This window comes from Saccharibacillus sp. CPCC 101409 (assembly GCF_030518235.1).
Classification (GTDB): domain Bacteria; phylum Bacillota; class Bacilli; order Paenibacillales; family Paenibacillaceae; genus Saccharibacillus.
In genome coordinates this window covers 403,467-428,137 of sequence record NZ_JAULSA010000003.1, presented here as the reverse complement: position 1 = coordinate 428,137, position 24,671 = coordinate 403,467, and the positions used below count along the sequence as shown (strand labels likewise).

Here is a 24,671-nt window from a genome sequence, read left to right as displayed (position 1 = left end):
CCGAGCTTATCCACGCTTTCTGTAGATTTCTCGCCCAAAAGGGGCGGAAAAAGGACTTATCCACATGTGGATAGCGCATTTTTTCTCTTTATTCGCTGCGGATCTATCCACAGTTTTCGGGGCGTATTCGCTTTTCTTTCTCTATCCCCTTTTGGAGAAAAGAAGTTCGAATGCCGCTTATGTAAAAGTGCCGTTCCCGCCGGCCGCCGATTCTCCGATGGCTTCTCCGTTCCAGCGAATATCGTGCACGGACGCTTCGGAAGACGATATGCCGAGCTTGCGCGAGCGGCGGCGCAGTTCCAGCAGCATGCGCAGCGCTTCCGGCATTACGGCGGCGTCGCCGCGCCGCAGCAGCACATCGCGCGAGCCGCGAAAATCCCGCAGCCACTTGGCGAACCGGCGCGGCGAACCCGTCTGGGCCAGGCCGCTGCCGAGCATCGGCAGCAGCAGCATCGGCGTCCGCGCCGGAGCCGCGAAGATCGTCTCCCGCACCTTGTCGGGCCGCGCCAGGGCGTCCAGCAGATCCGGACGACGGTCCGGATCGGTCGCCCCCTCCGAAGGCGCCGGCCGCAAACCGGCTTCGGCCCGGACCGGATCTTCGCCGGCCGCCTCCGGGCCGGCCGCCGTTCCCTCCGCGCCGCGCTTCGCCTGCGTCTGCGCCGCCAGCAGCAGATGCACGCCGCTCGTGGCGCGCGGGTTGCATTCGATCGGCAGCAGCGCTCCTTCATCCGTCCGGATGAAGTCGAACGCCAGCTGTCCGCTGAAGTTCGTCCGCTCCGCGAAGCGGACCGCCCATTCCCGCGCCTGTTCGTCCGCCGCGGGTTCGAAGCAGACGGACGCTCCGCTTGCCGTCTGCGGCGCCCGGTACGCCGCGTGCGCCAGCAGCCGCCCGCGATGGGCGACGCCGTACGTGCACAGCATCTCGCCCGCGGCGAATCGCTGCGCGACCCAGGCCCCGCCCGCGCGCGCCGCTTCCGCGCGGGCTTCTTCAAGCGTCCCGTGCAGCGACAGCCGGGACGAGAAGCGGGAGAATTCCGGCTTCAGAATATAAGCCGGATCTCCGGATCGCGAGCGCGGAATCTCGCCCGCGATCCGCTCTTCGCCGATTCCGCTTCCCGTCTCTCCCCGGTCCGGAAACTCCAACCGGACCGTTTCCGGCACCGCGAAGCCCAGCCTCGCGCAGAGGCGGATAAAGGCCCATTTGCTGTGCAGTTCGCGCAGCGTTTCGAGCGGCGGCGCCAGCACGCGGCAGTCGGGGCCGAAGCCGCCCCGATGCGCGGAGATATAGAAGATCTCCTCGCAGGTCGGCAGCAGCAGGCCGATCTCTTCGCTGCGCACGATCTCGCGCAGCGCCGCGGCGTAGCCGTCCGGGTCCTGCGCCGGAGGCGGCACGCGGAAGCTGCGTTTGACCGCGCGCGAACCCGCGCACAGATGATGCTCCAGGCTTTCCGCGGCGTACACTTCCGCGCCGCGCGCCGCGAAAGCGCGCGAAAGATCCAGCGCGCAGGGCGCGCGTCCGCCCGTAATCAGAACCCGCAGTCCGTTCATCGTCTTCCTCCTTCGCTTGTCGTTCGCCCGTATCCGCCGCTTTTTCGAACGGCTGCAAGTCCGACTGCGCGCGGGACATCGTCCGGCCGTAACCCGGCCTTCTCCCTCGCCCCGGCCGGATAGCAAGAATCGCCGGACTTTTCCTCTCCGCGTCGCCCTGCTCTGTCCTTGTCCAAATAAAGTGCACAAATCCATCTCTTTCTCCGCCCGCGCCCCGATTCTCCCGATCAAATGCAGAAATCCACTTTATTCGCGGTATAATCGCAAAAGCTTGCCCAACCGCGGAATTAAGATGGATTCCTGCATCCGTTTCGCAATCCACAGGCGTTCCCGGACAAATAAAGTGGATTTTCGCACTTCACTGCTCAATACACCAGCGCGACTCCGCCGAGCGACAGTCCGGCGGACGTGCCGACCAGCAGCACGTTGTCGCCGCGCGCAAGCCGGCCTTCGCGCACGGCCATATCGAGTCCGAGCGGGATCGACGAAGCGATTACGTTGCCGTAATGCGGCGCGATAAACAGCATCTGTTCTTCCGAAATGCCCAGCTTGCGCCGCAGCAGCTTCATCGCCATCACGCTGCCCTGATGCGGCACGACCAGCTTGAAGTCGGACATGGACAGCCCCGCGCCGCTGAGCAGCTTCCGCATAAACTCCGGCAGCAGGCGCGAAGCCTGGCGGAAGATCGCTTCGCCGTCCATCGAGAACAGGTAATCGGCCGCGTTTTCTTCACTGTAAAGCGAAGCCGGGATCCCGCTGCCGCCGCCGCGGATCTCGGAATGGTGCGCGCCTTCGCTGTGCGTGGTCATCGCGGCGTGCAGGATGCGCGACGGCTCGCCTTCGGCCGAACGCTCCACGACCGCGGCCGCGGCTCCGTCCCCGAACAGCGCCGCGCTTTCTTTGTTCGACCAGTCCAGTCCTTTCGAAGCAATCTCGGTGGACACGATCAGGATGCGGCGGTAGCGCCCCGCGTCGACCGGATACGACATGGTATCGAGCGCGGTCACAAAGCTCAGGCAGGTCGAGTTGATATCGAAGCACGGAACGCCGGAATCCTGTTCGCCCAGCGCTTCCTGGATCAGCGAAGCGGTGCACGGAATCGGCTGCTGCATGGTGCCGCTCGCGCAGACCAGGCAGTCGATATCGGAGAACGACAGCCCGGCCGCTTCCAGCGCATCGCGCACGGCGAAAGCGCCCATCTGAGCCGCCGTTTCTTCGCCCGCGAAGTGACGATTGGCGACGCTCGTTTTGCGCATTACCCAGCCGGGTTCGATCCCCAGCCTCCGGTCGATCTCCGAATCCGGTATTCCGGCGCCCGGCACATATTTTCCCGTTCCCGTAATCTTGACGCGTCGTGCTTGCATGACATTTTCCCCCTCGGCGTATTCTCTGTATTCCGCCCGATGCTTACGGCAGTTATGCGTTTGTCAGCATTATACTATTTGTTCGCTAATCCTTCTAATCGGCCTTTTACTCTCGCAAAGCGAATTTGCCCGTAAACGCAAAAAAAACCGCATCCGGATTCCGCGTTGCGGCTCCTTGGCGGTGGCTCGATGCGATGCTGTATCGGCTTGCTTTGCTTTTCGTTCGCGTCTTTCCTATTTCGCTTTCTGTCTGGCTTCGGCGGTCAAATTGGCCAGCACCGGAAGCTTTCTCACGCTTTTTTGCATGGGAGAAGAACAGATCGGGCAGACCGGAACGTCGTCGAACGAAAAATTATCCCTCATCCAGCCTTTGCATTCTTCCTTCCCGCAAACCCACACTGCCGTCTCTTCTTCAGGAACATCGTCGGACATCTTCTTGCGAAAATACATAAGTGCGCCTCCTCGGGTTGGATTAAAAACATGCTCAGCGACAGCTGACGGACGTTGATACGAAAAAAAGACTGTCCTCAACACAAGTTAAGGACAGTCTTTCCAAAGCTAAATTACAGCTTTACAACGTTCTCAGCTTGCGGTCCGCGGCTGCCGTCAACGATGTTGAATTCTACGCGTTGTCCTTCGTCGAGGGTTTTGAAGCCGTCGCCTTGGATTGCGGAGAAGTGTACGAATACGTCGTTGCCGCCTTCAACTTCGATGAAGCCGTAACCTTTTTCTGCGTTAAACCACTTAACTGTACCTGTTTCCATGAGAGAATACCTCCAAAAATTTAATTCCGGATCTTGTCGAAAAGCCCGGCAACATGCATTTTTTATGGTCCGTTTGGGATATAAAAAAATCACACATTGGAAAAGGTTCCATAAACCACTCATGACAACCCTTTCCAATATGTGAAATCAGGTATGTTCAGTCCGTTCATGACTAAGACGATCTTATCATACCTCGTATTCGAAAGCAATCTTTTTACAAATGTTCGGGTCGGGAGGCGCAGTAAAGAAAAACCCCCTCGGTCCGATAGACCCGGAAGACCTTTCTTTTACCTGCTTGCTTTCGGGACCTAAGCCTACTGTCTTGCGCCGTAATCGGCCGGGGCCGACCGCATTCGCGGCCCGCCGCTTTTTTGCGTCCGGGCGCTTCAGTCCGCCGCCCCCAGCAGCGGACGCAGCGCCCGGACGATCGAACCGGCGCGCGCAAGAGCCCCTTCGCCGCTGCGCACGACCAGGTCGCAGCCGTCCAGCGCGGCGATCTCTTCGTCGTAGCCGGCGAGCCGCGCCGCGATCTGCGCTTCGTCGGACCCGCGCGCAAGCAAACGCGCTTCGCATTCGCCGCGCGACGCCGACACGCCGAGCAGCAGCGAACGCTCGCCGAGCAGTTCCCGCGCCACCCTCGCGCCGCTCGGATCGAGCACGATCGAGCGGGCCTGCCCGCCTTCCGCCGTTTCCCGGATGGAAGCCAGCGACGTGCCGTACAGATGTCCGCGGTATTCGCTCGTCTCCAGCATCGATCCTTCGCGCATCATGCGCTCCAGCGTTTCCCGCCGCGCAAAATGATAATCGACGCCGTCGATTTCGCCTTCCCGCGGCGCCCGCGACGTCCAGGTGACGATGCGCGGCAGTCCCAGCAGCGCCTGCAGCGTCGTTTTGCCCGAAGCGCTCGGCCCCTGGAACACGACCAGGGAAACGTCCAGGCCGCCCGCTTCGTTTCTGTCTTCGCTTCTATCGATCATGGAATTCATATTCGACCTCCGTGCGCCGGAAATATTTGCGTTTGTATTGTCGCATGTTTGCGCTTGATGCGCCAGCCGAGTTTTCCATGCTAAAATAACGGTATGCGCCTGCCTGTCGCATTGACCGCGGGGCGGCCAAATCGAACGGTTCCTGCGTGTAACGCATTTATATGGAGGAACCGAAGCGGAAAGAAGGAGTTTATCCATGAAAAAAGAGCTGATCGAACGTCTCGACCGTTACGCCCGTTTCGATACCCAGTCCAACGACGAGAGCGAGACCTGCCCGTCCACGCCGGGACAGATGCTGCTGGCCGAGCAGCTCGTGCGCGAGCTGACGGAACTGGGCCTGACGGAAATCACGCTCGACGAGAACGCCTACGTAATGGCAACGCTCCCCGCCAATACGGACAAAGAAAACGTGCCGGTGATCGGCTTCCTCGCCCATCTCGACACCGCGACGGAACTGACTGGCGCCAACGTGAATCCGCAGGTAATCGACAGCTACGACGGCGGCGATATCGTGCTCAATACGGAGCTGAATATCGTTTTGTCCCCGCGCGAGTTTCCCGAGCTGACGCACTACGTCGGCCACACGCTGGTCACGACCGACGGCACGACGCTGCTCGGCGCCGACGACAAAGCCGGCATGGCCGAGATCATGACCGCGCTGAACTACCTGATCGCGCACCCGGAACTCAAGCACGGCAAGATCCGCGTCGCGTTCACGCCGGACGAAGAAATCGGCCGCGGACCGCAGCGCTTCGACGTCGAAAAGTTCGGCGCGAAGTACGCGTATACGATGGACGGCGGACCGCTGGGCGAGCTGGAATACGAAAGTTTTAACGCCGCGGCCGCCAAAGTCACGATCAACGGCGTCAGCGTCCATCCGGGCACGGCGAAAGGCAAAATGATCAATGCTGCGAAGATCGCGATGGAATTCCACCGGCGTCTGCCGGAGCAGGAATCGCCGGAATTCACGGACGGTTACGACGGCTTTTTCCACCTGATCCAGATGGGCGGCGGCACGGACCGGGCGACGCTGTCGTACATTGTCCGCGACTTCGACCGGGAAAGCTTCGAGCGCCGCAAAAACATGCTGGAAAACATCGTGGCCGAGTTCCGTCAGACTTACGGCGAAGAGAACGTGATTCTGGAGCTGCGCGACCAGTACTATAATATGCGCGAGAAAATCGAACCGGTGATCGAGATCGTCGATATTGCGCGCGAAGCGATGGAAGGGCTCGGCATCAAACCGGACATCCGTCCGATCCGCGGCGGCACGGACGGCTCGCAGCTGTCGTATATGGGCCTGCCGACGCCGAACATCTTCACCGGCGGCGAGAACTACCACGGCCGCTACGAGTACGTGTCCGCCGACAATATGGTCAAAGCGACCGAAGTCATTCTGGCCGTGGTACAGTCGTTCGAACGCAAGGCCTGAACCGCCAGGCGGCCGGGAACGGCGGAAGGAGATCAGCGAACGCTATGTTTGAATACGAAAACCGGACTTACGAAGACGTCGATTTCGGCGCGCAGGATCTGCGGGACGGGGAACTGACGAACTGCACGTTTATCAAATGCAGGTTCTCGTTCGGCTCCCTGGAGGAGATGCTGACGCAGAACTGCCGGTTTACCGAATGCGATTTTCGCGGCGCGGGGCTGAACGGCTCCATCCACCGCGAAACGGCGTTCGAAAACTGCAATTTTGCCGAAGCGAATCTGTTCGCGGCCAAGTTCGACAGCTGCAAGATGACGGGTTCCGACTTCGCCGGCGCGAAGCTGGACGGCTTCACGGTCGTGCGCGGGGACTGGTCGTACACCAATCTGCGCCACGCCCGGCTCGACCGGCAGGATCTGCGCGGCGCGCGTTTCTACGAAGCCGACCTATCGGAATGCAGCCTGCAAAAAGCCGACCTGCGCGGCGCGGACCTGACCCGCTGCCAGCTCGCCAAGTCGAAGCTGGCCGGCGCGGATCTGCGCGACGCCGTGCTCGACGGAATCGATTTCAAAGCGCTCGACGTCAAGAACGTGCGCATGGACCGGGAGCAGGCGGTGCTGTTTATGCGCTCGTACGGGGCGAAAGTGGATTGAGCATTCAGACCTTTTATTTTCCGGAAAGCGAGGGTTCTTTTATGACAAAAGCAGTGAACACAAGAGTGAAACTGGGCAAAAGCGGATTGGACGTATCGCCTGTCGGCCTCGGCGCCAACGCCGTCGGCGGACATAATCTGTTTCCGAACCTGGACGAAGAAGCCGGTAAAGCCTCGGTGCGCGCGGCGCTGAGCGCAGGCATCAATTTTCTGGATACGGCGTTTATCTACGGACCCGGTCGTTCGGAAGAGCTGATCGGACAGGTGCTGCAAGAACTCGGCCGCCGGGACGATGTCGTAATCGCCACCAAAGGCGCGCACAAGATCGTCGGCGGGAAGACCGAATTCGACAACTCCCCGGCCTTCCTGCGGCAGTCGGTCGAAGACAGCCTCAAGCGTCTGCAAACCGACTATATCGACCTTTACTATATTCATTTCCCGGATGAACATACGCCGAAAAACGAAGCCGTGGGCGAGCTGGCGAAGCTCAAACAGGAAGGCAAGATCCGTGCGATCGGCGTGTCCAACTTCTCGATCGATCAGCTGCGCGAAGCCAACCAGGACGGCCACGTCGACGTGTTCCAGGGCGAATACAACCTGTTCAAACGCGGCGCCGAAGACGAACTGCTGCCTTACGCGCAAGCAAACGGCATCTCGTTCGTCCCTTACTTCCCGCTCGCTTCCGGCCTGCTGACCGGCAAATACAGCGAAGACGACAAACTGAGCGAGAGCAAACTGCGCAATCCGCTGTTCCAGGGCGAGACCTTCAAGCGCAGCGTGGAAAAAGTCAACCGCCTGCGCGAAATCGCCGTCGCCCAGAACGCCGGCATCGCCAACGTCGTCCTCGCCTGGTACCTGACCCGGAGCGCCATCGACGCCGTGATCCCGGGCGCCAAAACCGACGACCAGGTCTCCGCCAACCTCAAAACCCTGGACGTCGACCTGAGCCCTCAGCAGATCGAACAGATCGATTTCCTGTTCAGGGATTAATAATAAATATCATTTTTTACTTAATACAAACTAGATTTATTACTGGATCATAAAAAAATTATATATTTTGAATAAAGATGTGTAAAAACTCGGCCAGTCTATGATAGACTGGCCGAGTTTTTACTCCTTTTATCAAAATAAATATATTAAATTTTTACTTATATGACGAATTATCAATCCAAGTGCAACAACTCATGTTGAAAAGATTCGTGCGTCGAGTTCCAGCTTAGACATTTGCGAAGCCGGTTGTTAATGAGGTCAAGAGCCTGCTGAAGCTCGGCGTCGGATACGTCGGCAAAATCATGGCCTTTGGGAAAAAACTCTCGAAGCAGGCCATTTGCATTCTCGTTTGAGCCTCGCTGCCAAGAGGAATACGGATTAGCAAAGTAAACCTCCACGCCATGGACCTGTTTGAGCGCAGCATGACAAGCAAATTCTTTGCCCCGGTCTACCGTTGCCGTTTGAATCGCCGCCTTCGGATACTGCGCAGCCAACACGCCAAAGGCGACTTCCATCGACAACGCCGTTCGATTCGCCATCTTAATCGCCTGGTAAAATTGAGTTTTTCGTTCGATGAAGGTCGCGAAGCAAGCTTTGCTTTTTCCACGGCTGGAGACGACAGTATCCAGTTCCCGGTGGCCGAACGTTTCTCGGCTGCGAATCTCTTTCGGACGCTGCTGGATCGAGAGGCCGAGGGTAAAGCGTCCCCGTTTCTCCGGCGGTTTCCGGCGTTTGCCTTTGTGCCGAAGGACCTGGAGATCCCCACGGTTTAGTCGGCCCGTGTAGAGCCAGTTGTAGAGCGTTTTAAAAGCGACCGTGGGAAGCCCCTTAGCTTTCCGACGACTTGCGATTTGCTCGGGAGAATGGGTCTTCTTGAGATCCGCTTCGATCTCGCTCGCCAGTGTTGGATTCCATTTTCCGTTGGGTTTCGAAGCTTCTCTTCGATCCGCGTAAGCTTGTTGGACTTCTTGCGCCTCGTACCGTTCGGGTGATCCATTGCGCCTCAATTCCCGGCTGACGGCTCCCGCTGATCGGCCCAATGCCCGTCCAATCGCCCGGACCCCGGCTCCCTGACTGCGTAAGAGTTCTAGTTTGCTGCGTTCGATTATGCTAAAAGGAGTGTAGCTCATAGTAGATTCTCCTTGTAGAGAGGTTGTGGGGACTTTATTCTACACGAATCCGGCCATAAGCCGTTTTATATTCAATTCGAGGTGTTGCAGCTCATTTTACAATCCGTCATATAAAATATAGTAAATATATTTATTTTGTAATATATAATTTAAAAAATACATATTATATACATTTTTTTGAATTTAAATTAATTTAATTAATGTTTTTAGAACGTACTCTTTTTCTTTCTCCTCCAAACCATAAGAGACTAAGCATTTAAATTTTTTGACGATATTTCTTACGCTTGTTTCAGCTTACTTTTACTTATCAAATTTATATTGACACCAAATCAGTCCTTGTATGGTAATGATTAATTTATGGATAAGATTTTTTACAATTATCTTTACTTTCAAAAATATTTTAGTATAATTTGTAATTGTAGTATTCTATGTTACAAGTAAGCGATAATGATGTAATTTTTAAATTTAAATTTATGTTATTAAACTCACTTGCTAATAAAGGATTCACTACGAAACAAATATAAATTAATTATGAAAGAAAGTTGCTATTTTGAGAAAAAAGAATGTATTAAGTGTTATGTTGTCGTTGCTTATGGTGTTTACTTTTTTATCTAGCGCTAGTGCTGAAGTTGTTGAGGATCCTAAAGAAGACTTAATCTCTGCTTTGCCGGATTCCACTTATGCAAATGAAGTTGAATTAGATAACCAGTTGAAAGAAATGGGGTTTAATTCGGAGGAAATTTCAGGAATGCCAATTGATTTAAAAAGAGAGATTTCTTCTAAAAAAGGTAAAAAAGCAATTTTACAGAAAATAGATTCTATAGACTTAAATCAAAACAAAGGAAATGAGTTAAATCCTGATCAATTTGGCATTACAGGATTAGTTCCCACTCCAATTCTGTCCGGCTATGCAGTATATTCAGGCACATCGAATAATGGCAAAGAAAGTATTTACCAAGTTTACGCTACATACTATTGGGATGGAAATCCAGAAGTTTATCTTACTGATACTCTAGCTATGGCTTGGAAAGAAGCTGCCGTACCTACGGGAACTGCAAATGGACAACACACTCTCGTCGACTCTATTGGTTCGAGATCATATAGTTCGCCAGTACAAACCCAAAAAGTTAGCGGAACTGCTTGGAATGTTGATATAAAGTATGCTGGAGTTTCTGGTGTTCAAAGTGGATGGGGACGTCAAGAATTGCGCTATTTAACTTCTCTTAGAGGAACTACTACCGCTATTGAAGTGGGCTATTCTCATCGAACAGTTCCAGCATTTGTCACTGCAGTATCACTCAACTTTGGTTACATTTCTTTTAGTGGAGTTGGACAATTTAGTTACGGTAACCGCTTTACCTTCATTTTGTAAACTGTCTTATGATATAATTAGTATTCCACAAAAATCTTCTCATTAACTCAATGAGGAGATTTTTTAATCTAAAGTATTTAGAATTAAAATTGTATGGTTATTTAGGTAATGTTACAATTTCAATGATATATAAGCGATCCAATGAGTAAGTATATTATATAGCAAGCTTCATAGATTAATAATTTTATACAAACTAAAACAAAAGGAATGAGCATGCAATGGTTTTATTTCTTTATATTTTTGGCACTTTTGTTTCTACTTTAATATTGTCTTTACTATTCAATTTCATAGGTATTGATGTTTTCTCCGGTCCTGATGCTAATGCTTTTTATTTTTATGGATCATTCATTATTGGTATTTTGCTATATATCAGTAATAAATTTCGTTCTAAGTAAAAATCATTGACTTGTCCTCTGTAACATTAAAAAAAGTGCCTGAAAAAATTGTTTTTTTAGAAGACTTCATCACATAGTCTGTGAGGCTATGTTTACTCATTCAATCATCCAAACAAGATTTACAATCCTAACAAGCTCTATTAGGATTTCAATAAATCAATTTACGGATAGGAAAATGGGATACTGACACAAACTTTGAACACCGGACTTTGGCGCGCCGTCAAGCTGCAAAAAGAAACCGGCCTCCAGATCGTCACCGACAGCGAATTTCGACGGGCCTAATACCTTGTCAACTCTAATCAGAGGATTACGTTCTCCTGAAATGTACATGCTTTAGGTGCGTTTCAGGAGAGCCTAATCTTACCTTTAGCGTCGACAAGTTACCGGAATAATTCCCTATTCATGGATAAAATGAATGAAATCCAGTTCCACGGCAAGAACGAGTTCCCACTGTACGAAGATCACGAAGCGCTGCTCCGCGACCTAAGCGAAGCTTACGGCAAAGCAATCCGTGCGTTCTACGACGCGGGCTGCCGCTACCTCCAGCTCGACGATACGTCGTGGTCCATTTTCTTCACCGGCAATATGCCGGAAGCGTTCCGCGCCAAAAGCTTCACGATGGAGCAGCTTCAGGAATATTCGGTGCGCTCGATCAACGAAGCGTTCAAAGACAAACCGGACGATATGGTCATCACTATGCATATCTGCCGCGGCAACTTCCAGTCCACTTGGAACGCTTCGGGCGGCTACAACGCCGCTTCGGAAGCGATTTTCCAGGGCCTCGAGCTCGACAGACTGTTTCTGGAATTCGACGACGAACGCTCCGGTTCGTTCGAGCCGCTGCGTTACGTGAACCATCCAGACCTGCAAATCGTGCTCGGCCTGGTTACGTCCAAGTTCGGCGAACTGGAAAGCAAAGACGAGATCAAGCGCCGCATCGAAGAAGCGTCCCGCTACGTCTCACCGGACCAGTTCTACCTGATCCCACAGTGCGCTTCGCTTCGACCAAAGAAGGCAATCTGCTGACCGAACAGCAGCAGTGGGACAAACTGCGTTATGTAGTCGAGATTGCGCAGGACGTCTGGAAATAAGCAGCCTGTTACTTTATCAACGCTAAATGTAAGTTTACGCCCACCTGTGATTAAGAGTTGACAACGTACAAGCGAGAAGCGTTTCGATTCGAAGGAACCTCCCGCTTCCGCTCATGCCGCCGCCCGACGGACAATCGATCCGTCAGGCGGCTTTTCTCGTGTTCGACCGTATGGGCTCGTCTGCGTTGCTCTCGCGCAGGCCCGGATCATACGTCAAAATGAACGTAAGCGCACTCATTTCCGCATTCATGTTCCCGAGGCTTGTTTTTTCGGAAATTTTTCATCGAAACGCGTTTTTCCGTATTCATTTCGTCTTTCTTTTCGAGTACAATGGGTCAGTTGAGTTCCGCGAAGAACGGAACGATTCGGTATTTACTCGCTTTTTATTTTGCATTGTTGGAGGAATCGTTTACAATCATGAACCACCCGTCCCCTTCTACCGTCAAAGTCGTAACCGCCGATCCGGGCGCCATCGGCTTGTTCGGTCTGGCCATCGTCACGCTCGTCGCTTCGTCGCAGAAGCTCGGACTGACCGAGGGCCTCGGCTATGCCGCTTCCTGGGCCGTTTTCCTGGGCGCTTTCGCCCAGCTCTTCGCCAGCATTCAGGATGCCAAGCATAACAACACGTTCGGCATGACCGCTTTCGCCGCTTACGCCTTTTTCTGGTTCGCCATGGCGACCAACTGGCTGATGAAAATGGGCACGTTCGGTCCCGGGCTTGCGGGCACCGTCGACGGCAAACAGCTCGGATTCGCTTTTGCCGGATACCTCGTCTTCACGTTATTCATGACGATCGGGGCGATGGAAACGAATAAAGTATTATTCATCATCTTCTGCCTGATCGACTTCCTGTTCCTCGGCCTGACGCTCGACGCGTTCGGCGCGCCGGAGTTCTTCCACGAAATGGCGGCTTACGCGGAAATGGCGATCGGCATCGTATCGCTGTACGGCTGCGGAGCCAACGTGCTGAACGTCCACTTCGGACGCGAATTCCTGCCGATCGGCAAGGCGTTCGGAATCTTCAAGCCGCGGGCTTAATCCGCTTCGCCATTCGCTCCCTATCCATAAACGAAATAAACCGCCCGCTCGCGCCGGTCCGCGAAGCGGGCGGTTTATTTTCAGTTTGCCGAAACGAAGAATGCGCGGATAGAAACGAATTTATTTTGTAATCGTTCGAGTTACCGCTTGATTTACTTACTAATTGTAACTATAATAATTTTAAGTAAGTAAATTCACCGCCGTTTTCGTCTGTTTACGGAAATCGGCCCAAAGGAGTCAATCCCGATGAAAATCGAAGTATGGTCGGACTTTGTCTGCCCGTTTTGTTATATCGGCAAACGCAAGCTGGAGCACGCGCTGGAACGTTTCCCGCAAAAAGACCAGGTCGAAGTGGTATATAAGAGCTTCGAACTCGATCCGAATTCTTCGCGCGAAGCGCACAGCGGCGATATTCACGATATGCTCGCCGGCAAATACGGCATGAGCCGCGAGCAGGCGATGGAAGCCAATCGCAATGTCGGCGAAGCGGCGCGCGCCGTCGGTTTGAACTACGATTTCGACCGGATGAGCCCTACGAATACGTTCGACGCGCACCGGCTGGCGCACTTTGCCGCGGAGCAGGGCTTGTCCCATGACGTAACCGAACGGCTGCTCCAGGCTTACTTCACGGAAGGCGTATTCCTCGGCGATCACGAGGAGCTCGCCAAGCTGGCCGCAGAATCCGGCCTCGACCGCGCCCAGGTGCTCGATATCCTGAACTCGGACGCTTACAGCGAGAACGTCCGCGCGGACGAGGAAGAAGCCGTGAATCTCGGCGTTCGCGGCGTGCCGTTCTTCGTGCTCGACGGCAAGTTCGCCGTATCCGGCGCGCAGCCGGATTCGGTATTCGACCAGGCGCTGGAACGCGCCTGGGGCGAGCGCCCGGCGCTGACCGTGCTCGGCGGCGAGTCCGCGGAAGCGGACGGCTGCGCCGACGGCTCGTGCGCGGTGCCGCAGGATAAGCCGGATAACCGGGCGCATTAAGAATAATGGCGGATATCCCGTTATTGGGGGATAAACAGCGGGATGTAAGCCGCAATCGGCAGGCTCGACACGAAAGGCTCCCGGTCTTCGCATCGTTTGCGAAGACCGGGAGCCTTTTTGCCTTGCTTGTTCTTTTGGCTTTCTGCACGCAGGACGGCGGACCGACCGGCATAAACGGCGGGCGCTGACGGACGATCCGCATCCATGCCGGTCTGCTTTGGCCTTTACGCCAGATGGGACAAGCGCAGCCGCTCGTGCAGCTGCCGGGTCGCTTTCTCCGGCGGCACGCCGAGTTCTTCGTCCAGGCGGCGTTCCAGCCGGCGGTAGCAGTTGAGCGCTTCGCGCAGATCGCCGGAGCGCTCGCAGGCCAGCATCTGCTGCCGGCAGACTTCTTCCGCGAACGGTTCTTCCTGCTGAAGCAGCGACAGGCGGCGGTTGGCCGCGGAAGATAATCCCGCCTCCGTCTCGTAAGCGGCCAGGTCCAGCGTCAGGCGCAGACGCCGGCGCTTCAACTCCTCGGCCCGCGCTTCCGCCCACGGATAGTCGTGCTGCTCCAGATAACCGCCCGTCCACAGGGCAAGCAGGCGCTCCGCCGAAGCGGCGCCGAAGCGGTCGAGCGACTTCAAGCGGTCCGCTTCGCGCTCGAAGATTTCGGCGTCCGTTTCCAGCCCGCCGCGCAGCAGGCGGTAGCTCTCCTGCCGGTACTCCAGCTTGACCTCCGCGTTCCATTCCTTGAGAATCTTGCGGATCTGATACACGGACGTATGCAGATGCGTGACCGCTTTGTCCGCCGACGCTTCCGGCCAGAGCAGCTCGATCAGTTCGTCGCGCGTTACCCACTGCTCGCCCCGGTGCAGCAGATAAGCGAACAGCTCCTGCGATTTGGCCGTTCTCCATTTGACGGGCTTCGACGCGCCGGTCTCCCGGACGCGCAGCTCAAGCCGGCGGAACGCCAGGATGCCCGGCGCGCACGCCTCGGCTTCCCGGGCCGGTTCGCCGCCTGCGGCCGCTTCTTCCGCTTCCGCGCGGTCTGCCGGCTGCGCCGGACGACGTTCGCCCGGCGAGAGACGGCCGATCGCTTTTTCCAGTCTCGAAGCGCCGATCGGTTTGAGCAGATAGTCGATCGCCTGCAGATCGAACGCTTCCACGGCGTAATCGGAGTAGGCGGTCACGAATACGATCGAGATGCGCGGATCGAGCTGCTGAATATGCTCGGCCGCCTCCAGCCCGTTCATTTCCGGCATGCCGATATCCAGAAACACGACATCCACCCGCTCCCGGGACAGATATTCGATCCCTTCCTTTGCCGAAGTGCACAGCGCCGCCGGTTCGATCCGGCCGTTCGCGCGCAGAAGGCGCTCCAGATGGGCCAGGGCCGGTTTTTCGTCGTCGATCAGAATTGCCCGCATGAATGAATCACTCCGTATCTGTCAGTTTCTTGGGTGCGCTTGCCGGGGCTTTGGGACGCGCGCCGCCGACAAACCGCGGGCCGCGCCTTCAATCCGTCCGGAGTTCCCCGCAGTCCAGCCGCAGCCGGCCGATCGTCCGGTCCAGCCTGTCGCTGTTCAGCGGTTTCAACAAGTAATCGAACGCTCTTTGTTCAAAAGCGGCGACAGCGTAATCCCGGCTCGCCGTCACATAGACGATGCGGACGTTCGGCAGCAGGCCGCGAATCCGCTCCGATGCGGTCAGGCCGGACGCTGCGCCCAGTCTCGCATCGACGAACAGGGCGTCCGGGCCGAGCGCGGCCGCTTCCCCGACTGCCGAGGAAGGCTCGGCCGAGCGGCCCACCAGTTCCACGTCCGCGTAGCGAAGCAGCAGCCCGGCCGTATTTGCGCAGGAATCTTCGTCGCAGTCCAACACATAAATTTTCACGGCTTCCTTCCTCCCTTCGGAACAACGAATTCGATCTTCGTATTCCTATCATAAGGGAGAAGGCTGAACATTTTCTGAACATGGCCGCGCGGCGCGGTTAAGCGGTTTACAGGCCGGCGGCTTTGGGCAGCTCGAACGCGATGAGCGTGCCTTCGCCGCCCGAACGGTCGCCGAGCTTCAGCGACGCCCCGTACTGGGCAAGCAGCCGCTGCTGAATATTGCGCAGGCCGACGCCGCCCTGGCGTCCGGCCATGATCTCTTCGAATTCCGCCGCGCCCATGCCGACTCCGTCGTCGGCGACGACAACCGAGACCGAAGACCCGAGGTCGCGGATCTCCAGCCGGACGGTCCCGCCGGAAGAACGCCGCATAATGCCGTGCCGGACCGCATTCTCCACCAGCGGCTGGATGCTGAGCGGCGGCACGAATTCGCCGAGCAGATCGTCGACTTCGCATTGGAACTGGAGCCGGTCTTCGAATCTCGCCTGTTCCAGCGCGATATACGCATGCACCAGATCCAGTTCTTTGCTCAGCGGCACCAGGCGTTCCCGGTTGTGGAAGTCGAAGCTGCCGCGCAGATAATGACTCAGCTCGATCAGCAGTTCGGTCGCTTTGTCCGGGTCGACCGGGCAGGTCGAGATAATGACGTTCAGCGCGTTGTACAGAAAGTGCGGCTTGATCTGCGCCTGGAGGAACGCCATCTCCGTACGCACGGCTTCTTCCGCCGCGCGGCGCGTCGCGATCAGGGTGCGCGCCCGGGCCCGCAGTTCGCCGGCGTCGACCGGCTTGCCCAGGAAGTCGCTCGCTCCGGCGTCGAAGCCGGCGCGAATATCTTCCGGCAGCACCCGCGCCGTCAGCAGCAGGATCGGAAGCTCGGCCAGCGAGCGGCGTTCGCGCAGCCGGCGGCACAGCTCGATGCCCGACATGCCGGGCATCATCCAGTCCGTGATGACCAGCTCGACGCCCGCGCCGCTTTCCATAAAGGCCAGCGCTTCTTCGCCGCCGGAGACGGCCGAAGTATCGTAACCGGCCGTCGTCAGCAGATTGAGCAGCACCCGGCGGTTGATCGGATCGTCGTCGACGATCAGCACGCGGCCGGAGCCCGAAGGCGCAAGCGGCATATCCGCTTCCGGCGTTTCTTCCGCGGCGTCCGCTTCTTTGAACGCCGCGGGCGGCAGCGATGCTTCTTCCGACGCCGGAAGCGTAAAGAAGAAACAGGAACCCGCGCCGGGTTCCGACTCCAGCCAGATCCGCCCGCCGGCCAGTTCGACCAGCTCTTTCGTAATGCTCAAGCCCAGGCCGGCTCCGGCTGCGTTCCGCTCGTCCGTCACCCGTTCGAAACGGCGGAAAATATCCGGCCAGCGATGCCGTTCGATGCCGACTCCGGTATCCGATACCCGGACGGTTATCGTTCCGCCCAGCTCGGAAGCGCCGATCCGGATTTCGCCTTCGCGCGTATATTTGACGGCGTTGCCCAGCAGGTTGTACAGGATCTGCCGCAGCCGGTCTTCGTCCATCTTTACGCTGGGCAGATCGTCCGGCAGGTCCTGCACGATCGCGATCGGCTTTCCGTCCAGCGTATAGCCGATCACCTCGACGACCGAGCGGACGACCGAAGCCAGATTCAGGGGGCGGGCGTCCAGACGCAGCCGGCCTTCTTTCATTTTGGAAAAGTCCAGGATATCGCCGACCAGCAGCGACAAGCGCTGTCCGACCGCCATAATCATGGCCAGGTTTTCTTTCTGTTTGAACGATGCCGGACCCGCCGCCCCTTCAAGCATCGAGCGCGCGATATTGATAATGCCGTGCAGCGGCGTGCGCAGCTCGTGCGACGTATTCGCCATAAACTCGTCTTTCAGGCCGTCCAGCGTCAGCAGGCGTTTGGACAAACGCTCCACTTCGGCAAAGGCGCGGACGGAGCGGCGCACCAGCAGCACCGTCTGCGCAAGCACGAACAGCACCAGCTCGTACACGATCATCCAGCCCGTTTCCATCTGACCGAACAAATAAAGCAGGCTCAGCAGGATCGACATGGAGATGCTCAGCAGCCCGATTCCGATAAACAGCAGATCTTCCGGCTGCCGGCGCGCCCATTTGCTTATAACCAGGCAGACGTAAACGATGCTGGCAAACGAGATAAGCGGAATCAGGCCGTCGGCCCGCGATACGAGCGCCATCGGCAGAATCAGCACCGCCGCCGTTCCGACAGCCGTGACCGCGATATACGCCGTCAGCACGGCACGGCGAACCGCGCCCGGGGACAACGCCGCCATATAGGCGATCAGGAACAGGTAGATCAGATTCGACGAAGCGGCCTGAAGTTTCAGCACCGCCATGTAAGACAGGTCGGGCAGGAAGAAGTCGATCAGCTTCTCGCCGTGCGTCAGCACGTAGATCGTGCCCATCAGACAGAACAGACCCAGGAACAGCTGGGGCAGTTCGCGTTTATGCAGCCCGTACAGCAGCAGGCAGAGCACGCCCGGCATCAGGAACCCGCCCAGCATGGCGACATCGCGAATCACATCGCCCTGATTGTCGTGCAGAATGACATTCTCCGGCCCGAACTGCACGGGAGAGATAATGCCGCCCGACGAGTAGCTGAAATTGGAAGCCTGCACGATCAGCTCCGCCCGGTCGCCGCGCACGCGCGTAAAGCCGGTATACGGAATATTTTTCTGCACGCCCTCCGACACGGATGCCGCGGGCGTTCCGCTTGCGCCGATCTCTTCGCCGTTCAGGTAGACGCGGCTCGCCATGCGCACATTGGCGATGCGCAGCCCGTAATCCTCGTCGACGCTGCGTCCGAGCAGCACGGTCAGCCGGTACGTGCCGGATCCGAGCGGTCCGTCCGGCATCGCGCGGTTCCAGGCGCCCGGCACGGCGGCCGTCAAACTTTCCGGCGCATTCTCGGCGAAATCGTCCGGACCCAGCAGGCGGCCGGGATAGAATATCCACTCGCCGTTCAGCGAGACCGGGCCGCTCCGCTCGTAATTCCAGCCGCCAAGGTCGATGACTCCGGCTTCGGCCTGCGGCAGATCCCGCTGCGAGTTCCACATATTCATGAGTCCGACGCCGGGAACGATCATAATCAAGAAAGCGCCAAGCAGCAGTTCCAGTCCTTTTTTCCACATCTGTCGTATCGCTCATTTCTGTGCGGCAGGCGCGCCAAGCCGATGCCTTTATCGTGAAAAAACGATCTTTTTATCTTTTTTTCGGCAAAAGGGGGCTTTTTATAAAGAGCAGCGAAAAGGTTTTTTGAAAAAGTAAAAACCGCGGGCGCGCTCTGTGCGGGATTGCGGCACCGAAAAGGAGCTGGTACGCTGAATGGGTCGTTCGACCAGGAAAGAGGGAAGATCGCTTGAAGGAGAATCCGAGGAAAAAGCAGATTGTCGAAGCGGCGGCGCGGGCTGTTGCAAACCGGGGATACGACCACGCTTCGATCAAGGAAATCGCGGCGGAAGCCGGTCTGGCCGCGCCGGGATTGATCCATTATTATTTCAAAACGAAAGAAGAAATTCTGCGCGAGGTGCTGCTGCAAAGCGCGCGGCAGTATGCGGAAGAGATGGACGGGCTGCGCGGCGAAGCGTCCCCGGAGCTGTTCGGTCCCAAAGGCCGCCGGCGCGCCGGAGAAACGCCCGGGCACGAGCCGGAATGGTACAAGCTGCGCTATGAATTGTTCGCCCAGGGGCTGCGCAATCCCGAGCTGTCCGCCGGCGTCGGCGGCCTGATGGAGATCGGCCGCGGCGGCATCTCCGGCGTGCTGGATTCGGCGCTGCACGGACTGGAAGAAGCGGAACGCGAAGCGCTGTCCGCGATCCTGCTCGCCTGCTTCGACGGCCTGGCCCTGCAGAAGCTGCTTCAGCCCGAACTGGATCTGGAACAGGCGTACGCGCTGCTGGAGAAAATGATCGTGAGCCGTTTTCCGGAAGCGGAGTAAGCGAGGGCGCAAGCGAACCCGCGCGGGGACCGCTCACGGCGAACAAGCCCCGGCCTGGAAAAGCGCGAGGCTGTTCGATATCGCTTCCCGCTGCCGACAGCATTCTGTCAGTAGCGTTTCAGCATATTTTGCAGTTCGTCGCGCACAAGCGTCCGAAGTTCTTCCGGCTCGAGCACTTCGGCCGAAGCGCCGAGCCCGAGCAGCAGCGGCAGCAGCTCGCGGAAATGCCGCACCCGAAAATGCAGCAGCCGGTCTGCGCCGTCCGGCTCCATCCGCTCCAGGTAGTACGAGCGCTGCTCCTTCACCCGCTCGGCCGCGGACGCGTCGGCCCGGACGACGGCCCGGAGGGTCCGGTCGTCGGCCGCCCGGTAATCCGACAGGCGGAAATCGTCCGGCATGCGGAACGTTTCGTCCGTGCGCGTCAGGCCGCGCATGCGCGATACGCGAAAATGGCGAATCGCCTGCTGGCGGTCGCAGCGCGCGATCAGCATCCAGACGCCGCGCAGCAGAGCCAGACCGTAAGGCGCGGCCGTCCGGCGGTCTGCTTCGAGCGCGCTGCCGGATGCGGAGGACTCTTCGCCGGCTTTGACGTAGACGAACTCCACTTTGCGCCGCTCCAGCACGGCTTCCCGCAAGCATTCCGCGGCTTCGAGTTCATCTTCGCTTTCCGGCGGCTTTTTCTCGCTCACCAGCTTGGTCGCGGCGCGCAGCCGTTCCACTTCTTCGAGCACGTTCGCGGGCAGGATCAGTTCGAGCTTTTCCCGGAACGCGCGCGATCCCGTCTGCACCCGTCCGCCGAAATAACGGGCCGTAAAGTCCGTGCCGATCAGCGCCGCCAGCGCTTCGTCGGCCGTCAGCATAACCGGCGGAAGAAAATAGCCTTCCATCAGCGAATAACCGGTTCCCGGCGTGCCGAGAATCGGAACGCCCGACTCGCTGAGCGCCTGCATATCGCGATAGATCGTCCGAACGCTGGTCTCGAATGTCCGCGCCAGGTCTTCCGCCCGGCGCGGGCCTCCGCGCTGCAGGCGCAGCAGAATCGCCAGCATTCGGTCGGTTTTGTTCAACAGCGATTCCTCCTTTGAAAATCGAACACGCGGACCCGCCGGCAAAAGCTTGCGCTACCGCGCATTCGGTTCATGGAAGCGCACATCCAGCAGCCGTCCTTTCGACACAAATCCGACTCTGCGGTATACGCCGTTCGAGTCGGGATTGGCCGTATCGGCAAACAGCATCGGGGTGATGCCTTCTTCCAGCATGCGCAGGCAGAGCGCCGAGACCAGCGCGCCGGCGTAACCGCGTTTGCGGCATGCGGGCGGCGTGTAGACTTCGTTCATCCGGCGGTGCCGCCGCGACGCATGGGCCAGATTCGCCATCGCCGCCGGCTGCCCGCCGACTTCCCAGAAGAACAGATTGCCGGAAGCCGCCATGCCCGCCGCGTCGTCCGCAAACGAATCGGCGGTCCGTTCCATGCCGAACGCGTCGCGCACGAATCCGGCCAGAAACTCCGCCACCGTCTCCGCATCGTCCGGACGAACGGCGCGCGCCGCGCCTTCCACTCCCGAAGGCGCGCGCACGTCCGTACAATCGTACGCTTCAAGCCCCATATTTTCTCTCGCTTCCAGACCCTGCCGCGCCGCGTACTCCTTCATCAAAAAGCGCATATCGTCTTCTTGCCCGGTCGCTCCGCTCAAACGGACGCTTCGGCGATCCAGTTCGTCCAGCAGTCCGCGCACTCGGGTCTCCCGCTCCGCCCGATCCAGCGAGGCGTCGATCCACAGCCAGCCGTTCCGTCCCTGCGACCAGGTAAAGATCAGTTTCTCGTCGCCCGCTTTCAGGCGCAGCGCTTCCGGGTTGTCCCGGTTCAGGTGCATCAGATTGTAGCGCACCTCGTCGTCCGTAAACGGCCGGCGGTCCAGCACGTCGTCTTCGCGGCCGAAACTTTGCAGCGCGGCCGGTTTCTTCGTTTGCTTATCCATCGCCTTGTCCTCCCTGTTCATCCCTATGTAAAAAAAGCTCCGTTCCTCGGGAACGAAGCTTGTCTCCGTATACGGACGGTATAAATTCCAGCCATTGTAGCATTGGCCGGGCGGGGGCGTCAATGACGAAGTCGGGGCCGTTATTCCGCCGGCACCATCGAACGGATTCGCGCGGCTTCCGTGCGGTCCGCCGCGGAACGCGCCGCGCCGCTGCGCGCGGCCGCTTCGGCTACGGCTGCGCGGACCCGTTCGACGACGAGCGGGTCGAACACGTCGGGGACAATATAGTTCTCGTTCAGGTCCGCCGGGTCGATTACCGACGAGATCGCTTCGGCCGCGGCCAGCTTCATCTCTTCGTTGATATCGGTCGCTCCGCAGTCCAGCGCGCCGCGGAAAATGCCGGGGAAGCAGAGCACATTGTTGATCTGGTTCGGGAAGTCCGAACGTCCCGTCGCCATGACGCGGACATACGGCGCGGCCAGCGCCGGGTCGATCTCCGGCACGGGATTCGCCATCGCGAATACGATCGGGTCCTGCGCCATGCCGCGCACATCGCCCTGCGTCAGCACGTTCGGCGCGGACACGCCGACGAATACGTCCGCTTCCGCGATCACGTCGGACAGCGTTCCTTCTTCCAGATACGGATTCGACACCCGGGCGAAGTCGTTCCAGTGTTCGTTCCCGTAGACCTCGGCCCGGGTCAGCGCGCCGTGCCGATCCACGCCGATCAGGTTGACCGCGCCGGCTTTAAGCAGCATTTTGGAAACGGACAGGCCGGCCGCCCCCATGCCGTTGACGACGATCTTGACCTCTTCGATCGACTTGCCGCAGACTTTGAGCGCGTTCAGCAGCCCCGCGAGCACGACGATCGCCGTGCCGTGCTGGTCGTCGTGGAACACGGGAATATCCAGCTCCGCCCGCAGCCGCGCTTCGATCTCGAAGCAGCGCGGCGAAGAAATATCCTCCAGGTTGATGCCGCCGAACGTCGGCGCGAGCGCTTTGACGACGGCGATGATCTCTTCGGTATCTTTCGTATCCAGGCAGATCGGCACCGCGTCCACGCCGGCGAACTGTTTGAACAGCGCCGCTTTGCCTTCCATGACCGGCATGGCCGCTTCCGGACCGATATCGCCGAGCCCCAGCACCGCCGTGCCGTCCGACACCACGGCGATCGTATTTTTTTTCGTCGTCAGCTCGTACGCTTTCCCTTGATTGCGCGCGATCTCTTCGCACACCCGGGCGACACCCGGCGTATACACGCGGGCCAGGTCCTCTTTGTTGCGAATCGGATTTTTCAGCAGGGTCTCCAGTTTGCCGCCTTGATGCAGATCCATAATTTCTTCAAGCAGTCCCATATCATTCGTCCTCCCGTATGCGATTTGTCGGTTGCGTTTGACTTTTACGATTCCGATTCGATATTTCGATGTTTCGATCAGGCTTCGCCTTTAAGCGGCACGGCAGTCCGGCCGGCGCGCGGTCAGCCGCCCCAGACCGCAATCAGCAGCGTGGCCGCGACCACCGTCAGCGCGCCGCCGATCCGGGTCGAGATCTGCGCGAACGGCATCAGCTCCATGCGGCCCGATGCCGACAGGATCGCCACGTCGCCCGTGCCGCCCAGACCGCCGCGGCAGCCGGTTACGATCGCCGCTTCGACCGGATACATGCGCACCCATTTGCCGACGAAGTATCCGCTCAGAATCATCGCCGCGATCACGCTTGCGCAGGTCAGCACGTAAGGAACGGAGATTATCGCCGCCACGTCGCCGAGCGGGATGTACAGGATGCCCAGACCGACCATCAGCGGCCACGTCAATGTGCCGGAAACGAATTTGTAAAGATGATACGCGCCCTGCTCGACTTTTTTCGGCAGCAGATTGCTCACTTTCAGCAGCGCGGCGCCGAAGATCATCAGGATCGGACCCGGAATGCCGACGAACGGCGACAGCAGACTTCCGGTAATAAACAACCCGCAGGCGAACAGCAGGCCCGCTCCCATCAGCGCAAAGTCGATCTTCTCGCCGTCGTAGGCGCTGCCGCCGAGCTTCTTGCCGTCTTTCTCGCGGACCAGCACGCCGCTGCCGGTGATCGAAGGATTCTTGTCCGCCATTTTCTTCAGCAAACCCGCCCCGATAATCGCGAACACGTTGCCGATTACCGCCGCCGGGATCATCTGGGCGACGAACGCGCCGGAGTCCCCGCCGAGAATCTGCGAGAACGCGATCGACAGCGGCAGGATGCCTTCCCCGACGCCGCCGGCGATGATCGGGATCACGATGTAGAAAAACGCGCGGTGCGCGCTGTAGCCGAGCAGCATGCCGACGCCGACGCCCACTCCGACCGCGGCGAACGTGCCGGCCATCATCGGGATAAAGATGCGGATAAAACCGTCGATCAGCGTGCGCCGGTTCATGCCGGTGATGCTGCCCGCGACGAGACAGGCAATGTACAGGTAGAGAAAATTCGACGTTTTCATCAGCGTGTGCACCGCGTCGATGACCGGCGGATTCAGCACGTTCCAGAATACGAGGAAAGACGGAATCATCAGCGACAGAATAGCCGGACCGCCGATATTTTTGAGCAGCGGAAGCTTGAAGCCCAGATCGCTGAGCAGGATGCCCAGAATGATAATGACCGCAAGTCCGCCGATCATATCGTTGGGCAGCCGGCCGAGCGCGGCGGCTGCGAATATGATGACCGCAAGCACCAGATACAGCGGGAGAGGAACGACGCCGACTTTGAGCCGCATGACTTTCAGATCGCCGACTCTGCGCAGCACGCTTTTCTTGCTCTGCGTCTCTCCGGCGCCTCGCTCCTCCTGCTGCGGCAGGATCGGCTGCTGGATTGCTTTTTCCATGGGGTTGACCTCCTTGTAATCGTTTGCAAGATCATCCTACTCCCCTTGGGAACACTTTTGTTTTTATGAAATTAACGAATTCTTTTTTTAAATTAATTAAGTAAGCGTTATCAAAAAAAGACGTCCGGCGTTGGATGGGCGGGCGGGCTATGTAGGGACGGTCGGGAGAATCGGCGAGGAAACGCGCCGACAGCGCGCGGATACGAAGCGGATACGAAGCGGATACGGCGCAAAAAAAGACTTCCGCTTGTTCGGCGGAAGCCCCGGGCTGTCGGGAAAGCCGG

The 24,671-nt window shown here is 58.0% G+C and carries 20 protein-coding genes and 1 pseudogene; 8 read left to right on the top strand and 13 right to left on the bottom strand.

Annotated features, from left to right (window positions below):
* Nucleotides 1–177: 177 nt before the first annotated feature.
* The 5 genes from QWJ34_RS09750 to QWJ34_RS09730 all read right to left on the bottom strand — a co-directional run bounded on the left by QWJ34_RS09750 (nucleotide 178) and on the right by QWJ34_RS09730 (nucleotide 4,662).
* A complete protein-coding gene (locus QWJ34_RS09750) occupies nucleotides 178–1,548 on the bottom strand; it encodes an ATP-grasp domain-containing protein (RefSeq protein WP_302727341.1) in 1,371 nt (456 codons plus the stop codon).
* 365 nt (nucleotides 1,549–1,913) lie between these two features.
* Nucleotides 1,914–2,912 (bottom strand): beta-ketoacyl-ACP synthase III, encoded by a 999-nt coding sequence (locus tag QWJ34_RS09745; protein WP_302727339.1) that lies wholly within the window; start codon nucleotides 2,910–2,912, stop codon nucleotides 1,914–1,916.
* A 234-nt stretch (nucleotides 2,913–3,146) separates the two neighbouring features.
* On the bottom strand, nucleotides 3,147–3,362 hold the full coding sequence (locus QWJ34_RS09740; RefSeq protein WP_302727337.1) for a cold-shock protein: 216 nt from the start codon (nucleotides 3,360–3,362) through the stop codon (nucleotides 3,147–3,149).
* A 113-nt stretch (nucleotides 3,363–3,475) separates the two neighbouring features.
* The gene (locus QWJ34_RS09735) at nucleotides 3,476–3,676 is read right to left on the bottom strand and encodes a cold-shock protein (RefSeq protein ID WP_302727336.1); all 201 of its coding nucleotides are present in this window, start codon (nucleotides 3,674–3,676) and stop codon (nucleotides 3,476–3,478) included.
* 386 nt (nucleotides 3,677–4,062) lie between these two features.
* Nucleotides 4,063–4,662, bottom strand: coding sequence for a guanylate kinase (locus QWJ34_RS09730; RefSeq protein ID WP_302727335.1), 600 nt, complete (start codon nucleotides 4,660–4,662; stop codon nucleotides 4,063–4,065).
* A 196-nt stretch (nucleotides 4,663–4,858) separates the two neighbouring features.
* Between QWJ34_RS09730 and pepT the strand changes: the two genes are divergently transcribed.
* The 3 genes from pepT to QWJ34_RS09715 are packed head-to-tail and all read left to right on the top strand — an operon-like array spanning nucleotide 4,859 to nucleotide 7,733.
* Nucleotides 4,859–6,094 carry a peptidase T gene (gene pepT / locus QWJ34_RS09725; RefSeq protein ID WP_302727333.1) on the top strand — a complete coding sequence of 412 codons (1,236 nt, stop codon included), beginning with the start codon at nucleotides 4,859–4,861 and terminating at the stop codon, nucleotides 6,092–6,094.
* A gap of 44 nt (nucleotides 6,095–6,138) precedes the next feature.
* Entirely contained in the window at nucleotides 6,139–6,744 is a 606-nt protein-coding gene (locus QWJ34_RS09720; RefSeq protein ID WP_302727331.1) for a pentapeptide repeat-containing protein, read from the top strand.
* A 41-nt stretch (nucleotides 6,745–6,785) separates the two neighbouring features.
* On the top strand, nucleotides 6,786–7,733 hold the full coding sequence (locus tag QWJ34_RS09715) for an aldo/keto reductase (protein ID WP_302727329.1): 948 nt from the start codon (nucleotides 6,786–6,788) through the stop codon (nucleotides 7,731–7,733).
* Between the two features lie 173 nt (nucleotides 7,734–7,906).
* On the opposite strand, the gene QWJ34_RS09710 is transcribed toward QWJ34_RS09715, so the two are convergent.
* Entirely contained in the window at nucleotides 7,907–8,863 is a 957-nt protein-coding gene (locus QWJ34_RS09710) for an IS30 family transposase (RefSeq protein ID WP_302727327.1), read from the bottom strand.
* 550 nt (nucleotides 8,864–9,413) lie between these two features.
* On the opposite strand from QWJ34_RS09710, the gene QWJ34_RS09705 reads away from it, so the two are divergent.
* The 4 genes and pseudogenes from QWJ34_RS09705 (at nucleotide 9,414) to QWJ34_RS09690 (ending at nucleotide 13,743) form a co-directional block, all read left to right on the top strand.
* Nucleotides 9,414–10,235: a hypothetical protein gene (locus QWJ34_RS09705; protein WP_302727325.1), complete on the top strand. Its 822-nt coding sequence runs from the start codon at nucleotides 9,414–9,416 to the stop codon at nucleotides 10,233–10,235.
* Between the two features lie 890 nt (nucleotides 10,236–11,125).
* A pseudogene (locus tag QWJ34_RS09700) lies at nucleotides 11,126–11,721 on the top strand (uroporphyrinogen decarboxylase/cobalamine-independent methonine synthase family protein); the annotation flags it as partial.
* Nucleotides 11,722–12,135: 414 nt separating this feature from the next.
* Nucleotides 12,136–12,759, top strand: a complete 624-nt coding sequence (locus QWJ34_RS09695) for an acetate uptake transporter (RefSeq protein ID WP_483314258.1) — start codon at nucleotides 12,136–12,138, stop codon at nucleotides 12,757–12,759.
* 246 nt (nucleotides 12,760–13,005) lie between these two features.
* Nucleotides 13,006–13,743 (top strand): DsbA family oxidoreductase, encoded by a 738-nt coding sequence (locus QWJ34_RS09690; protein ID WP_302727321.1) that lies wholly within the window; start codon nucleotides 13,006–13,008, stop codon nucleotides 13,741–13,743.
* A 224-nt stretch (nucleotides 13,744–13,967) separates the two neighbouring features.
* Here the strand turns inward: QWJ34_RS09690 and QWJ34_RS09685 are convergent, their stop codons facing one another.
* From QWJ34_RS09685 to QWJ34_RS09675, 3 genes are all read right to left on the bottom strand, one after another.
* On the bottom strand, nucleotides 13,968–15,152 hold the full coding sequence (locus tag QWJ34_RS09685; protein ID WP_302727319.1) for a response regulator: 1,185 nt from the start codon (nucleotides 15,150–15,152) through the stop codon (nucleotides 13,968–13,970).
* An 88-nt stretch (nucleotides 15,153–15,240) separates the two neighbouring features.
* Nucleotides 15,241–15,618, bottom strand: coding sequence for a LytR/AlgR family response regulator transcription factor (locus QWJ34_RS09680; RefSeq protein WP_302727318.1), 378 nt, complete (start codon nucleotides 15,616–15,618; stop codon nucleotides 15,241–15,243).
* Nucleotides 15,619–15,724: 106 nt separating this feature from the next.
* The gene (locus QWJ34_RS09675; RefSeq protein ID WP_302727317.1) at nucleotides 15,725–18,748 is read right to left on the bottom strand and encodes an ATP-binding protein; all 3,024 of its coding nucleotides are present in this window, start codon (nucleotides 18,746–18,748) and stop codon (nucleotides 15,725–15,727) included.
* Nucleotides 18,749–18,975: 227 nt separating this feature from the next.
* Between QWJ34_RS09675 and QWJ34_RS09670 the strand changes: the two genes are divergently transcribed.
* Complete coding sequence (locus QWJ34_RS09670) at nucleotides 18,976–19,554, top strand: TetR/AcrR family transcriptional regulator (protein ID WP_302727316.1); 579 nt, start codon at nucleotides 18,976–18,978, stop codon at nucleotides 19,552–19,554.
* A gap of 107 nt (nucleotides 19,555–19,661) precedes the next feature.
* Here QWJ34_RS09670 and QWJ34_RS09665 read toward each other — a convergent pair whose 3' ends face one another.
* The 4 genes from QWJ34_RS09665 to QWJ34_RS09650 form a co-directional block, all read right to left on the bottom strand.
* Entirely contained in the window at nucleotides 19,662–20,621 is a 960-nt protein-coding gene (locus tag QWJ34_RS09665) for a helix-turn-helix transcriptional regulator (RefSeq protein WP_302727315.1), read from the bottom strand.
* 54 nt (nucleotides 20,622–20,675) lie between these two features.
* On the bottom strand, nucleotides 20,676–21,533 hold the full coding sequence (locus tag QWJ34_RS09660) for a GNAT family N-acetyltransferase (RefSeq protein WP_302727314.1): 858 nt from the start codon (nucleotides 21,531–21,533) through the stop codon (nucleotides 20,676–20,678).
* A 140-nt stretch (nucleotides 21,534–21,673) separates the two neighbouring features.
* Complete coding sequence (locus tag QWJ34_RS09655) at nucleotides 21,674–22,888, bottom strand: NAD(P)-dependent malic enzyme (RefSeq protein ID WP_302727312.1); 1,215 nt, start codon at nucleotides 22,886–22,888, stop codon at nucleotides 21,674–21,676.
* Between the two features lie 122 nt (nucleotides 22,889–23,010).
* Entirely contained in the window at nucleotides 23,011–24,387 is a 1,377-nt protein-coding gene (locus tag QWJ34_RS09650) for a 2-hydroxycarboxylate transporter family protein (RefSeq protein ID WP_302727311.1), read from the bottom strand.
* Between the last annotated feature and the right edge of the window lie 284 nt (nucleotides 24,388–24,671).

Bases quoted from the DNA above. Each gene is read 5' to 3' on its own strand.
- QWJ34_RS09715 (WP_302727329.1), top strand. From the start codon at position 6,786: ATGACAAAAGCAGTGAACACAAGAGTGAAACTGGGCAAAAGCGGATTG.
- QWJ34_RS09720 (WP_302727331.1), top strand. From the start codon at position 6,139: ATGTTTGAATACGAAAACCGGACTTACGAAGACGTCGATTTCGGCGCG.
- pepT (WP_302727333.1), top strand. From the start codon at position 4,859: ATGAAAAAAGAGCTGATCGAACGTCTCGACCGTTACGCCCGTTTCGAT.
- QWJ34_RS09710 (WP_302727327.1), bottom strand. From the start codon at position 8,863: ATGAGCTACACTCCTTTTAGCATAATCGAACGCAGCAAACTAGAACTC.
- QWJ34_RS09650 (WP_302727311.1), bottom strand. From the start codon at position 24,387: ATGGAAAAAGCAATCCAGCAGCCGATCCTGCCGCAGCAGGAGGAGCGA.
- QWJ34_RS09660 (WP_302727314.1), bottom strand. From the start codon at position 21,533: ATGGATAAGCAAACGAAGAAACCGGCCGCGCTGCAAAGTTTCGGCCGC.
- QWJ34_RS09745 (WP_302727339.1), bottom strand. From the start codon at position 2,912: ATGCAAGCACGACGCGTCAAGATTACGGGAACGGGAAAATATGTGCCG.
- QWJ34_RS09740 (WP_302727337.1), bottom strand. From the start codon at position 3,362: ATGTATTTTCGCAAGAAGATGTCCGACGATGTTCCTGAAGAAGAGACG.
- QWJ34_RS09735 (WP_302727336.1), bottom strand. From the start codon at position 3,676: ATGGAAACAGGTACAGTTAAGTGGTTTAACGCAGAAAAAGGTTACGGC.
- QWJ34_RS09690 (WP_302727321.1), top strand. From the start codon at position 13,006: ATGAAAATCGAAGTATGGTCGGACTTTGTCTGCCCGTTTTGTTATATC.
- QWJ34_RS09750 (WP_302727341.1), bottom strand. From the start codon at position 1,548: ATGAACGGACTGCGGGTTCTGATTACGGGCGGACGCGCGCCCTGCGCG.
- QWJ34_RS09675 (WP_302727317.1), bottom strand. From the start codon at position 18,748: ATGTGGAAAAAAGGACTGGAACTGCTGCTTGGCGCTTTCTTGATTATG.
- QWJ34_RS09685 (WP_302727319.1), bottom strand. From the start codon at position 15,152: ATGCGGGCAATTCTGATCGACGACGAAAAACCGGCCCTGGCCCATCTG.
- QWJ34_RS09655 (WP_302727312.1), bottom strand. From the start codon at position 22,888: ATGGGACTGCTTGAAGAAATTATGGATCTGCATCAAGGCGGCAAACTG.
- QWJ34_RS09730 (WP_302727335.1), bottom strand. From the start codon at position 4,662: ATGAATTCCATGATCGATAGAAGCGAAGACAGAAACGAAGCGGGCGGC.